The organism is Nonomuraea sp. B19D2, assembly GCF_040137845.1.
GTDB lineage: Bacteria > Actinomycetota > Actinomycetes > Streptosporangiales > Streptosporangiaceae > Nonomuraea.
Window position 1 is genome coordinate 223,087 of the sequence record NZ_JBEFAK010000011.1, and the last position, 12,011, is coordinate 235,097.

Consider the following 12,011-nt stretch of genomic DNA (forward strand, 5'->3'; position numbering starts at 1 on the left):
TGCTCATTTGCGTGACATGAGGTATTTCGTGACCGTGGCGGAGGAGCTCAGCTTCACCCGCGCGGCCGAGCGCCTGTTCATCTCGCAGCCGACGCTCAGCAAGCAGATACGCCAGCTCGAAGAGCTGATGCGGGTGAGGCTGTTCGACCGCGACCGGCGCACGGTGCGGCTCACCGCGCCGGGCCAGGCGCTGCTGCCGGCCGCCCGCGAGCTGCTCCAGCAGTGGGGCGAGGCCCAGCGGGCCGTCGCCGACGCCGCCGCCGCGGCAGCCTCACGGCTGACCGTGGGCATGTCGACCAGTGTCGGACGCGGCCTCTTGGGAACGCTGCGGAAACGGTTCACCGAACGCCGGCCGGGATGCGACCTGCGGCTGCGCCAGATCAACTGGACCGACCCCACGGCGGGCCTGGCCGAGGGCGAGGTCGACGTGGCGTTCGTCTGGCTGCCGTTTCCCGGTCAGGATGATCTCAACGTCCGGGTCGTGGCCCGAGAGCCGCGCTGGGTCGCGTTCCGGCACGACCACTGGCTGGCCGAACGGGACGAGGTCGACTTCGCCGAGCTCCTGGACGAGAAGTTCCTGGCGCTCCCCGAAAGCGCCGGCCCGCTCCGCGACCACTGGCTCGCCACCGACGAGCGCGGCGGGCGGCCACCGGTGGTCTGCACGACCGTGACGAACGCCGAGGAGACCTTCGCGGCGCTTGAGAGCGGCGACAACATCGTCCTGCTCGCCGCCGGCAACGCCGAGATCTACCGGCGGCCGGGCATCATGACCATCCCGGTCACGGGTCTGTCCCCGAGCGTGCTCGCCCTCGCGTGGCGGCGCGGCGATCACCGCAGCACCATCCGCGACCTGGTCGAGGCCCTGTCGCCCGAGCCGCAGCGCCCCCGGACGTGATCCCCGTACGCTCCTGGTGGCCTCCTGGAAACGCCGACGGAGGCAATCGTTGTCGTTGTTGGCCTCTTCAGCCCGACGCTCGGGTGGCTGCAAGGACCCAGGGTAGCGCTGAGTAATCATGGTCGCGTTGCGTAGTTAACTGGGCAGGGGGTTCGGGCTCGGCAGTTGGTGAAACCTCCGTTGCGCACTCCCTATCGGACAATCTCCGTCACTTATAGTCATGTGGCAATAAGTTTCATGCCGTCCCCTCGACATGACACCCTGCGTGACCCCTGGGCGCAGAGCTGCCCGACACCTCGCTCATCCAGACGGAGAAAAGCACCTTCAAAATGACGTCCACCGACTGGCCGGTCTACACGCCCTGGGCCCGCGAACACTACGGCCGTGGCCTCGAAGAAGGCCAAACCAAAGGCAAGGCAGAGGGGAAGGCAGAGGAGGCGGCCAGGATGCTCCTGTTGGTGCTGGGCGCCCGTGGCTTTGACGTCCCAGACGACGTGCGCGCAAGGATCACCGCCTGCGCCGATGTCGCCCAACTCGAACACTGGACCAGCCGCGCCGTGACTGCCCAGGCACTCCAGGACCTCTTCAGCGAATCTGACGAACAGCGCCATTAGGGTGCGCATTCGGTGGTGATCAATCTGCGGGATCCGTCCTCTTGGCCTCCTGATCAACAAGCTGAAGGCCTGGCGAGGCATCGCCACCCGCTACGGCAGACCCTGAGAGTCACCTCGCCGGCCTCCACCTTCGCACCGCGTCGAGGACGTGTTTCACAAGCGGTCGCCTGTGAAACAGCCGCCATCGCCCCAGCGCGTGCTGGGCTTCCTTTGTTTCATAGGTCGGTGCCAAAGGCGGGACGTGTGAAACGTACCCATGAAGGGCCCCCACTCCAGTCCGCGCGACCAGCTCCAAAGTAGCTGTGTGATAACAGTCTCGATCTGCATCTACAGCCGGTACCACGGCCCGGCTTGAGTGAACCGGTACGGCGGAATAGGTCCCCCGCCCAGGACACTCGCGGTTGGCCGGCTTTGTGGAAACCTTCAATGTGCTGTCGCTGGGCGGCTGTCTAGAGTTCGTGACCATGGTTGTGGCGTGGGCAGCAGTACGTGGCATGGTCGGGCTGGTGCTCGGGGCGGTGATGGCCGTGGTCGAGCTGGCGTGGGTCGTCATCGCGATGCCGCTGCTGGCCATGCCGTCTACCCGGCCTTGGTCGTTCCGTGGCGCCGGGTGGCTGGCCGAGGCTGATCGGGTCCGCGTCAATCGCTGGCTGGGTGGCACCGTCGCCCCGTGTTTGGCCGAGGGGCGTGCGCTGGCGTACGTGGCGATGCGCGGCATCGTCGGCGGGCTCGGTGGCGGGGTGCTGGTGCTTGTCGGGATCTGGGTGACGTTGAGCTGGCGGGCGCTCTCCGGTGGTACCGGGCAACGTGCCGAGATGAGCTGGTACGACCCGATCACCTGGACGGCGTTCGGACTCCTCGTCATCTTCCTGGCGGCGCAGGCCCTGATCGGCCTGGCGGCGCTGGAACGACGGCTGGCGGAATGGGGACTCGCGCCCAGCGACAAGGAGGTGCTGCGCAGCCGCGTCGAGCAACTGTCGCGGACGCGGGCAGAGGTGCTGGAGGCGGTCGACGACGAGCGGCGGCGGATCGAGCGGGACCTGCACGACGGCGTGCAGCAGCGACTGGTCGCGCTGGGCATGCTGCTCGGCCGCGCCCATCGCCTCGACGACTCCGGCGCTGCCGCCGCGCTGTTCCGGCAGGCGCGGGAGGAATCCCGTCGCGCACTGGAGGAGTTGCGGGAGGTGGCCTGGCGGATTTACCCGGTGGCCCTGGACGACGGCGGGCTGCCGGCGGTGCTGGAGTCGCTCGTCGAACGCTCCAGCGTACCGATCAACCTGGACTACGACGTTCCGATGCGACTGGGCCCGGCCCAGGAGACGGTCGCCTACTTCGTGGTCTGTGAGGCGGTGACGAACGCGCTCAAACACAGCCAGGCTCAACGGGTCGAGGTCGAGGTCCGCCAAGCCGCCGGTATGTTGCGCGTACGTGTCCGCGACGACGGCGTCGGCGGCGCCCGCCCCGACGGACGCGGCCTGTCCGGCCTGGCCCGCCGGGCGGCCGCCTACGACGGCTGCTTCGACCTCGACAGCCCCACCGGAGGGCCGACGACGCTGCGGGTGGACCTGCCATGCGGATAGTCCTGGCCGAAGACAGCACGCTGCTGCGCGAGGGCCTGACCCGGCTGCTGAGCGAGGACGGCCACCAGGTTGTGGCGGCCGTCGGCGACGGGGAAGGGCTGGTGGCCGCGTGTGATGAGCATCGGCCGGAGGTGGTCGTCGCCGATGTGCGCATGCCGCCGACCTTTACCAGCGAGGGCCTGCGGGCCGCGCTCGCCGTGCGGCGCCGGCACCCTGGGATCGGCGTGCTGGTGTTGTCGCAGTACGTCGACACCCGCTACACCGCCCAGCTCGTCGACGGCGGCGTACGCGGGATCGGCTACCTGCTCAAGGACCGGGTGGTCGAGGTCGGCGACTTCCTGGAGGCGCTGCGGCGGGTGGCCGCCGGCGGTACGGCATTCGACCCGGAGGTCGTCCGGCGGCTGCTCAACCGCGCCCGCGACACCACATCCCTGGCCCGGCTGAGCGTGCGCGAGCACGAGGTGCTCGCCCTGATGGCACAGGGACATACCAACGAGTCGATCGCCGGACGGCTGCATGTGTCGCGCAGCGCGGTGGAGAAACACGCCAACTCCATCTTCGACAAGCTCGGCCTCGCCCACGCCGACGGCTACAACCGCCGGGTCCTGGCCATCGTGCGCTTCCTCAACGACTAACCCCCCGGATCTGATCACTGGACGGCCGGCAGGGCCGCCCGGTCGCTCAGCCCTGCCCTCTTCCCTCCGACCCTCTGCACAGGAGTACGTGTGAACCTGATGACAAGGCACTTCATGGCCAGCGCGGCCGCCGTGGTGGCGTTCTGCCTCGGTTCGCCGGTCTCACCCGCCGCCGCAGCGGCGCAGCCGGACCCGGCCGCGATCGCCGGGGTTGTGGAGGCCAACCTCGGCCCTACTCGCCTGCCCGGCGTCGCGGTGGCACTCGTCAAGAACGGGCGCGTCCTGCACACCGGCGGATACGGGCATGACGCGCGTGGCGAGCCGGTCACGAGCCGGACACCGATGCGGATCGCGTCACTGTCGAAGTCGTTCACCGCCCTGGCCGTGATGCAGTTGTCCGAGGCCGTCGACCTCAGGCTCGATGACCCCGTCGTGCGGCATCTGCCGGAATTCTCCCTGGCCGACCCCAGAGCCGAGCAGATCACCATTCGCCAGCTGCTCGACCACAGCTCCGGCATGTCGGATACCACCTACCCCGAGGCTGGTCTACGCCAGCCTGACTCCCTGCGCCAGGCCGTGGCGGACCTGCGCCGCGCCAAGCTGGCCGCCCCACCAGGCCGGCGACACGAATACCACAACCCCAACTACTGGGTCGCCGCCCGGCTGGTGGAAGTGGTGAGCGGGCTGCCCTTCGCCGAATACCTCACCCAGCGGGTGTTCACCCCGTTGCGGATGACCTCGACCGTGACCGTCGACAACTGGCAGGACCCGGTCCCCGGCCTCATCGACGGGCACAACCGCTTTCTCGGTATCACCTGGCCACGCATCGAGCCCGACCGGTTCGTCGCCGGCTCGGCCGGCATCGTCACCACCGCCGACGACCTCGCCAAGTGGCTGGCCCTGCACACCCGTGGCACGGCGAGCACCGTCCTGTCCAAGAAGGGGCTGCGCGAGCTGCACCGGCCCAGCGCACCCGACGGACACTACGCCCTCGGCTGGGACAACCCCGACCCCCACAACGGGCCCCGGCAGATCACGCACCCCGGATCGTCCTTCACCTCCACGGCCACCATGGTGCTCGTGCCCGGCAGCGGGTACGGCATCGCGCTGATGTCCAACAGCCGCATGCCGCTGGAGGCCGACGTCGAGGCCATCATGGAAGACCTCATTGCCTTGACCCAGGGCACGCCCGGCACGGGCGCCCCGCTCCCGCTCGCCTTCATCGCTGACCTGACCGCCCTCGCCGCCGCGATCGCGATCGCGGCCGGCGGGGCCGTCAAAGCTCGCCGAGCGCGACGTTGGGCGCAGCGCCGCGCCACCGCTGCTCCCTGGAGGACGACGCTCCGGCTGGTCCCCTATCTGCTGCCGTTGCCGGTGCTTGCCTTCCTGCCGCGCATCCTGGAACTGATCGCCGGCGGCCGCGGCGTCACCTTTGTCCTGCTGTCTCACATCTGGCCGACCTTCCTCGCCGCGGCCGGCCTGACCGCAGCAACCGGGATCATGGTCACCACCGCCCGCATCCGCGCTCTCCTGCGACAGCAGCGTCGCCAGTCGGCTTCGGCACCACTGCATCCACAGGCGCACACCTCTACGACCGGGACGTGAGCACCGGGACTGGCGCCGTGGCTTCACGACTTCCAGGGCTGTTTCACAGGCGGTGCCGTGTGGCTCATACCTCTGGAAGGGAGGGATCGGGTTTCCAGGGGTTTGGTGCGGTGATGGACCAGCGTTCATGGTCGCGCCAGGCCCCGTCGATGTAGAGGTAGGCGGGCGACAGCCCTTCGTAACGGAAGCCCAGGCGCTGGGCCAGGGCCAGGGATGCTTTGTTCGCCGGCTGAATGTTGGCCTCCAGCCGGTGGAGCCGCAGGTCGGTGAAGGCGTGCTGCAGGGTGACGGTGAGCCCGTCGGTCATGTAGCCCTGCCCTGCGCACGGGGTGAAGGCCGCATAGCCGAGGGACGCGCCCTGGTAGCGGCCCCGGATGATCGAGTTGATGTTGACCGTGCCGGCGGCTGCGCCGGTCTCCCGGACACGGATCAGAAACCCCAGGTTGGTGCCGTCATCGAAGCGGCGCATCCAGACCTGGAACTCCTCAGCGGTCGCGGGCAGCTGCATCCATGGCAGGTGCAGGTTGGTGCTGGCCTGCACGAGCGAGCAGAACTCGTCCTGGTCGGAGAGGGTGAGTGGGTGCAGTTCGACCCGTGATGACATTCCGGACATGGACCAACGTTAGGGCCTGTTGTGAGCAGTGGATCGCCCGAGTGATCCATCTGGGATGTCTCGGTCGACTCGACCATCTCCCGCGCGCACCAGCATGCCGCCGGTGCGCGAAAAAGGGGGATGAGCAGAGGAATCGCCGGGTGGGGTGCGCCGCGAACCCGCGGATCATGTGCTCGGGCGGTCGCGTGGTGGGCTGACCAGCAAGCTGCATCTGGCCGTGGAGCAGGGCCAGAAGCCGCTGTCGCTGGAGGCCGTCCGCGTACCCGGCGGGACCGGGTCCAGGCGGACAAGGCTTACTCCTCGCGCGCCAACCGCGCCTACCTGTGCAGGCGCGGCATCAACTGCACGATCCCGGAGAAGAAAGGACCAGGCCGCTCACCGGCTCAACCGCGGTTCGCGGGGCGGCCGGCCACCCAAGTTCGACAGGACCCGACTACCGCGAACGCCATGCCGTGGAGTGCGCGATCAACCGACTCAAGCGCAACCGGAGGCCGCCTAGAACGCAGTGGAGGGGAATGTGGTGCCCTCCACTGTGACCTTCCGGCCCGAGCACGACACCTTGGGCGAGTCCGTGCCCGGCACGATCACCGTCAGCAGCGACTTGGCCGCCGGTGACACCACCACATTGGTCGGATTCTTCGACAGGTACGTGGGCGAGACCCACCCCAGCTTCCCGCCGCGCTCCACCTTCTGCCCCCCGACCCGCTCGCACGACGCCCCGAACTGCAGCAGCGTGACCTTGAACTTGCCGTCCCCGAGCACCACCTTGCCCCCGCCGCTGGAGAGCACCTTGAGCGACCGGTCGAAGCGCCACAGGTTTCGGATCTTCTTGCCGCCCGACGCCGTGTCCAGCACCGCCATCAGGTCATCGCCGTGGTTCACCAGCACCGACCTGGTACGGCTCACCCCGTACGCCTTGTCCGTCAGCTTGAACGACTGCCGGTCCTTGCCGTACTTCGTACCGACGAGCTTGGAGGAGGCGCGCGGCCGGAAGCGGGCGCCGACCACCGTCGGCACGTTGTGCGCCTCGGGCGAGAGCGTCCAGTAGCGGTAGGAGCTCTTCTCGTACGAGTGGAAGCCGCCGTCCACCAGGATGTCGCGCCCCTGCGCGTAGTACGTGACGCCCAGGTGGTCCTCGTGGCCGTGGAACTTCAGCCCCGGCCCGAACCGGATCGAGTAGTACGCCGAGTCCTGCTTGCCCCAGGCCGTGCGGCCGAAGACGTAACCGGCCCGGTACGCCTTGACCTCCTGCTTCGGCGTGCCCGTGTCCATCTTGGGCTCGGTTTCGGCGGTGCCGTCGCCGATGGGCACCATGTAGCCGTTCGGCATGGTCGCGTGGGCGACGAAGTCCTTCAGCGCATCGGTCCGCTTGGCGATCTCGCCGGGCACCTTCCTGCCGCACGCCTTCATGTTGGTCATCGCGACCTGCAGCCGGTCGTACACGTACACGGCGTAGCGGGGCGCCTGCTCCATGAGCGCGCCCTGCGAGTCGACGTCGAGCTTCACCGTGCCGGTCAGGCGGCGGGAGGCCAGGTTCGCCCAGTCCTTGCGGCCGTAGCGGCAGCCGATGCCCATGAGCGCGATGTCCTGGTCGATGCCGTGGTTGTGGCCCTTCTTGTAGAGCCGGGAGTCCGACAGGAGCTTGGCGTGCTCGGCCAGGCTGTCCTTGAGCCAGCTCTCCTTGACGTGCATGCTCAGGCACAGCAGCGGCTGCGTGCGCAGCGAGACCGGGTGGTCCTTCCACACGTACGGCTTCGTGCCGCGCGCGCCGTGCCTGTTGTTCGCGACCCAGTCCTTGGTGATCTCGGTGGCACGGTCCAGGTAGCGGCGCTCTCCGCTGTTCTCGTACGCGACGACCAGCGTGCCCATCCAGCGCAGCGACTGGAACACGAACTCCCACGACCGGTTCTTGTACGGGCTCGCGCCCCAGTTGATCTTCTTGCCCAGCTTGTACGCGGGCAGCCCCACCAGCGAGATCTCGCCCTTCATGACGTCGTCGGCGGTCGGCGTGCCGGGCAGCCAGTCGCCCTGGCACTCCGTGGTGCGGGTCACCTTGTCGGCATGCGCGGGGCTCGCTAACCCGCCGAGTGCCAGCATGAGAGCAAGAGGTATCGCAAGCTGGCGCACGCCAGTTCCTTTCGGGACAAAAAAGTGAAGGCGGAACATGCTGTCCGAATCGCGATCAACCGGTCAAGTTGTGTGTCGGATTCGTTAGACGCCCGATGCCCGAACGAGGTGGCGACATGCGGGTGTCCCGGATGGCGGAGACCGTACAGGTCGGGACATGCTTGTCCCGTGACATTCGACGACCTCGTGATCCCGGACACGCCCGCCTGCCGTGGCGCTCTTGAAGTGGCCACCCGCTACCACACGCCCTCGCTGCTCAACCACTCGATCCGCGCCTACCTGTGGGCGGCCGCGTACGCGCGCGACCACGGCATCGCGTTCGACGCGGAGCTGCTGTACGTGTCGGCCATGCTGCACGACATGGGGCTGGTCGCCGAATTCGACAGCCACAACGTGCCCTTCGAGGAGTCCGGCGGGGACGTGGCGTGGGTCTTCTGCGCCGGTGCCGGTTGGTCGCCCGAGCGGCGGGTACGCGCCCGCGAGGTGATCATCCGGCACATGTGGGACGAGGTGCCGGTCGAGGAGGACCCGGAGGGCCACCTGCTGGAGCTCTCGACCGGCATGGACATCTCGGGCCGCCGGACGGACGAGATCCCCGAGGGGATACGGCGGGAGGTCCTCGAGCGCTACCCGCGGCTGGAGATCGCCAAGGAGTTCAGCGCGTGCGTCTCCGAGCAGGGCGCGCGCAAGCCGTCGAGCCTCGCCGGTCAGTTCGTACGCGATGGCATTGTGGACCGCATCGCCCGCAACCCGCTGGACGCCTAACCCTCGGCCGGCTTGGGACCGGTGCTCTCGGCGACCTCGAACGTCCACAGCTCCGAGCCGGTCGCCGCGGGCCCCTGTCCGTGCCCGTGCCCGTGGCCCTGCCCCTGGGCGGCCTGCGCCGCCTGGGCGTGCCCGCGCTGGAACGCCTCACCCTGCTGCCACTTCTGGAAGTCCTCCTCGCTGCGCCAACGCGTGTAGACGAGGTACCGTTCCGTGCCCTCCACCGGCCTGAGCAGCTCGAACCACTCGAACCCGTCGGCCGACTCCACCATCCCCGCGCGGTTGGAGAAGCGGCGCTCGAGCTCCTGGCGCATCTCGGCGGGCACGTTCAGCACGTTGATCTTCACGACGGACAACGGGGAACCCCTCTCTCGTCAGCGCACCGCCCGGTGCGGGGCTGGTGACGGCTCCAGGCTAACGCGGGCCACCGCCGGCACATGATCCCGGTCCAGCGCGTCGCGCATGTGCGGCAGCGCCACCGTGGACAGGTGCCGGCTGAGCTCGCTGATGGGGGCGGACTCGTCGGCGACCACGCGTAGCCGCACTTCGGGACGGGTAGGCGAGCCCACCAGGTCGGCGGCGGCGCGGAACACGACCGGGCTGGACTCGACGTCGGCGGCGACCGCGTGCGCCATCCCGGGCGCCGACACCTCGGTGGTGCCGGTCGGCGACCTCTCCAGCCGTACCGCGCCGTGCGTGATCTCCCTGCGCCCCTGCACGAACAGCCACCGCAGCGCCAGGAGCGCCACCGCGACCGACACGAGCGCCACGAGCCACCAGATGGCCGGGCTGTTACGCGTGAAGAACCCCCACACGCCGTCGTCCACGATCGGCGTGCGCGCCGTTCCCCAGACGCCCAGCCCGCGGGCCAGCGCGAGCCCGCCCAGGACGGCCAGCGCCAGCCCGACCAGTGCCAGTCCCCACCGGTTGCCGCGGCTGGTCTTCCTGTTCACTTGCGCTCCTTGACGTTCACGGCCACCCGGTACGGCTCCACGGGGTCCAGCCCGGCCAGCCTGGTGAGCACCGCAGTGCGTACCTCCTGGGCGAACCTCTCCTGGTCCCACCCGGACGTGGCCGGCGTGACGGCGACCGTGCGGCCGCGGATCGTGGCGCGGGCCGAGTGCACGCCCGGCACCTCCTCGGCCGCGTGCGCCAGGGCCCTGCTGACGGTCTTGGGGCGCAGGCCGATGATCACGTCGGGGTCGCCGCTCCGTACGGGCATCATGCTCGGCCGCCCCGGGATCAGGGCGGTGACCAGCAGCGCCAGCCCGAGCAGCGCCACGACCGCCGAGGCCAGCAGGAACAGCGGGTTCGACCACAGCGTGCCGGACGCCCAGCCGAGCATCCGGTCGTACGGCACCCAGCGCAGCGGGCGGCCGACCAGCGCGGAGATCGTCTCGGCGGCCACGAGGAAGCTCAGGAGCGTCAGCAGGACGGCCACCACGATGGCCGGAACCCTCCGGTACGGCCGGAACGCCCGCACGACCGCCCGGTCGGCGGCCCTGTCGCGCGTCGCCCTCCGCGTGCCCCTGCCCTCGGCAGACCCGCTTTCGGCAGGCCCGGTCATGGCGACTCCCCATCGAGGTCGGTCATGGCAACTCCCCACCGAGGTCGGTCATGGTCACGTCCAGGCGGGTGACGTTCAGGCCGGTTTGGGCGGCGATGCGGCCGATCACGTGCTCCCTGAGCCGCGCCGCCACGGCGCGCAGCGGCGACGGGTAGGCGACGCTCACGTTCAGCCAGACCACGGCCTGCTCGCCCCGTACCTCGGCGCCCGACGTACGCGTCCACGGCAGCCCCCCGAGATGCGCCACCCGCACCTCCGGGACCTCCACGGCGGCGCAGCAAGCGATCTTGGCGACCACCCGGCCGGTGACCTCGGTGCGCCCGCGCAGCTCCGGCGGTGGTTGGGGCGCCGGGCGCTGCGCGGGCACAGTCACGGTGCCGGCGCCGGTGGCAGTGGTCATCTCCGCCTCGACAGGTCCAGCTGGCCGGTCTCGGCGATCCGGCCGACCAGGAAGCCGACCGCGCCGAGCACGAGCACGAGCAGGAACGCGAAGAGCCCACCGAACGCCGCGACGAGCCCGAGAACGATGCCGACGGCCATGCCGATCACCGGCATCCACTGGTTGTTCATGATCCCTCCACGACGTCGTCGATGCGCACGTTCACCCGGCGGTCTCCGGCCAGGTCCGTCACCGCCCGCCGCACTTCGTCAGCCGTCTCCGGGAGCGGGCGCTCCATCGTGGCGACGATGGCGATCTCGACCGCGCGGTCGTTCACGGAGACGCCCATGAGCCGGTCGCCCGGCAGGTACGTGGCCACTGTCCCGAACGGGCCGCCGGAGAGCCCGGCCACGCCCTGGCACGAACGCGCCCGCTCGGCGATCGCCCGCGGCTCGTCCGCGCCACCGCTCGCGGTGCCCGTCCCGGCGTCGGCCCCCGGGGCCGGGCCGGTCTCCGTCATAGGACCCGCGGCTCCGTCTCGGTGTCCGTCCTTTGCTGCCCGCCGCGGGTCATGCCGGTCTCCCGCTCGCGGGTCATGCCGGTCTCCCGCTCACGGTCCTGCTCGGGCAGATGGACGTCGTCGATCCTGATGTTGACCTCGGTCACCTCGAGCCCGCACATCCGCTCGATGCCGTTGATGACGTTCTTCCGTACCGCGCCCGCCAGATCGGGGATCGCCGTCCCGTACTCGGCCACCAGGTCGAGGTCGATGGCGGCCTGCCGCTCGCCCACCTCGACCGACACGCCCTGCGAGACGCTCTCCTCGACGCCGACCATGCCGCGCATGCTGCCCAGCGCGCGCGCCGCGCCTCCGCCCATGGCGTAGACACCGGATACCTCGCGAGCGGCCAGTCCGGCGATCTTGGCAACGACACCGTCGGCGATGGTGGTGGTGCCCTTGTCGGTCACCAGCGCGCTCGCAGGGCCGCCCTCGTACGTCCTGGCCCTCGGTACGGTCGCGGCCTGACCGGCTTCGGTGCTCCGGTTAGACATTGTGTCTGACACGACCGTCACCCCCCTGTTTGTCCTCCCTAGTAGAGACTGATAACCGCCATGGACACGGCTGATACCCAACAAAACGGACTTTGGGGGCATTTATCGACAATTCCTGACTCGTTCGAGGTCGGACGTGGCACGAGGGCGGCGTGCGCTGGGCGGAGCCCCGCGGTGG

General features: G+C 69.5%; 15 protein-coding genes and 1 pseudogene. 7 read left to right on the top strand and 9 right to left on the bottom strand.

What is annotated here, in order from left to right; genetic code table 11:
• Positions 1–16: 16 nt before the first annotated feature.
• The 5 genes from ABN273_RS22195 (at position 17) to ABN273_RS22215 (ending at position 5,329) form a co-directional block, all read left to right on the top strand.
• Positions 17–895 (top strand): LysR family transcriptional regulator, encoded by an 879-nt coding sequence (locus ABN273_RS22195; protein ID WP_349450862.1) that lies wholly within the window; start codon positions 17–19, stop codon positions 893–895.
• Positions 896–1,224: 329 nt separating this feature from the next.
• Positions 1,225–1,509 carry a hypothetical protein gene (locus ABN273_RS22200; RefSeq protein ID WP_349450863.1) on the top strand — a complete coding sequence of 95 codons (285 nt, stop codon included), beginning with the start codon at positions 1,225–1,227 and terminating at the stop codon, positions 1,507–1,509.
• Positions 1,510–1,973: 464 nt separating this feature from the next.
• A complete protein-coding gene (locus tag ABN273_RS22205; protein WP_349450864.1) occupies positions 1,974–3,089 on the top strand; it encodes a sensor histidine kinase in 1,116 nt (371 codons plus the stop codon).
• Positions 3,080–3,724 carry a response regulator transcription factor gene (locus ABN273_RS22210; protein ID WP_349450865.1) on the top strand — a complete coding sequence of 215 codons (645 nt, stop codon included), beginning with the start codon at positions 3,080–3,082 and terminating at the stop codon, positions 3,722–3,724. The genes ABN273_RS22205 and ABN273_RS22210 overlap by 10 nt, the downstream gene beginning before the upstream one ends.
• Positions 3,725–3,823: 99 nt before the next feature.
• Positions 3,824–5,329, top strand: coding sequence for a serine hydrolase domain-containing protein (locus tag ABN273_RS22215; RefSeq protein ID WP_349450934.1), 1,506 nt, complete (start codon positions 3,824–3,826; stop codon positions 5,327–5,329).
• Positions 5,330–5,393: 64 nt separating this feature from the next.
• Here the strand turns inward: ABN273_RS22215 and ABN273_RS22220 are convergent, their stop codons facing one another.
• Positions 5,394–5,942 (bottom strand): GNAT family N-acetyltransferase, encoded by a 549-nt coding sequence (locus tag ABN273_RS22220; RefSeq protein WP_349450866.1) that lies wholly within the window; start codon positions 5,940–5,942, stop codon positions 5,394–5,396.
• A gap of 63 nt (positions 5,943–6,005) precedes the next feature.
• On the opposite strand from ABN273_RS22220, the pseudogene ABN273_RS59540 reads away from it, so the two are divergent.
• Positions 6,006–6,162: pseudogene (locus tag ABN273_RS59540) on the top strand (IS5-like element ISMt1 family transposase); the annotation flags it as partial.
• Between the two features lie 275 nt (positions 6,163–6,437).
• Here the strand turns inward: ABN273_RS59540 and ABN273_RS22230 are convergent.
• A complete protein-coding gene (locus ABN273_RS22230; RefSeq protein WP_349450867.1) occupies positions 6,438–8,069 on the bottom strand; it encodes a heparinase II/III family protein in 1,632 nt (543 codons plus the stop codon).
• A gap of 168 nt (positions 8,070–8,237) precedes the next feature.
• Here ABN273_RS22230 and ABN273_RS22235 point away from each other — a divergent pair, with 168 nt between their 5' ends.
• Complete coding sequence (locus ABN273_RS22235) at positions 8,238–8,834, top strand: HD domain-containing protein (protein WP_349450868.1); 597 nt, start codon at positions 8,238–8,240, stop codon at positions 8,832–8,834.
• Here the strand turns inward: ABN273_RS22235 and ABN273_RS22240 are convergent.
• From ABN273_RS22240 to ABN273_RS22270, 7 genes are read right to left on the bottom strand one after another with little or no spacing between them, the layout of a single operon-like run.
• On the bottom strand, positions 8,831–9,190 hold the full coding sequence (locus ABN273_RS22240; RefSeq protein ID WP_349450869.1) for an antibiotic biosynthesis monooxygenase family protein: 360 nt from the start codon (positions 9,188–9,190) through the stop codon (positions 8,831–8,833). The genes ABN273_RS22235 and ABN273_RS22240 overlap by 4 nt on opposite strands.
• A gap of 18 nt (positions 9,191–9,208) precedes the next feature.
• Positions 9,209–9,787, bottom strand: coding sequence for an Asp23/Gls24 family envelope stress response protein (locus tag ABN273_RS22245; RefSeq protein WP_349450870.1), 579 nt, complete (start codon positions 9,785–9,787; stop codon positions 9,209–9,211).
• Positions 9,784–10,401: a DUF6286 domain-containing protein gene (locus ABN273_RS22250; protein ID WP_349450871.1), complete on the bottom strand. Its 618-nt coding sequence runs from the start codon at positions 10,399–10,401 to the stop codon at positions 9,784–9,786. Before ABN273_RS22250 ends, ABN273_RS22245 begins: the two co-directional genes overlap by 4 nt.
• Positions 10,402–10,423: 22 nt before the next feature.
• Positions 10,424–10,801: an Asp23/Gls24 family envelope stress response protein gene (locus ABN273_RS22255; RefSeq protein WP_349450872.1), complete on the bottom strand. Its 378-nt coding sequence runs from the start codon at positions 10,799–10,801 to the stop codon at positions 10,424–10,426.
• A complete protein-coding gene (locus ABN273_RS22260; RefSeq protein WP_349450873.1) occupies positions 10,798–10,971 on the bottom strand; it encodes a DUF2273 domain-containing protein in 174 nt (57 codons plus the stop codon). The genes ABN273_RS22255 and ABN273_RS22260 overlap by 4 nt, the downstream gene beginning before the upstream one ends.
• On the bottom strand, positions 10,968–11,300 hold the full coding sequence (locus tag ABN273_RS22265) for an Asp23/Gls24 family envelope stress response protein (RefSeq protein ID WP_349450874.1): 333 nt from the start codon (positions 11,298–11,300) through the stop codon (positions 10,968–10,970). Before ABN273_RS22265 ends, ABN273_RS22260 begins: the two co-directional genes overlap by 4 nt.
• The gene (locus ABN273_RS22270) at positions 11,297–11,833 is read right to left on the bottom strand and encodes an Asp23/Gls24 family envelope stress response protein (RefSeq protein ID WP_502911110.1); all 537 of its coding nucleotides are present in this window, start codon (positions 11,831–11,833) and stop codon (positions 11,297–11,299) included. The genes ABN273_RS22265 and ABN273_RS22270 overlap by 4 nt, the downstream gene beginning before the upstream one ends.
• Between the last annotated feature and the right edge of the window lie 178 nt (positions 11,834–12,011).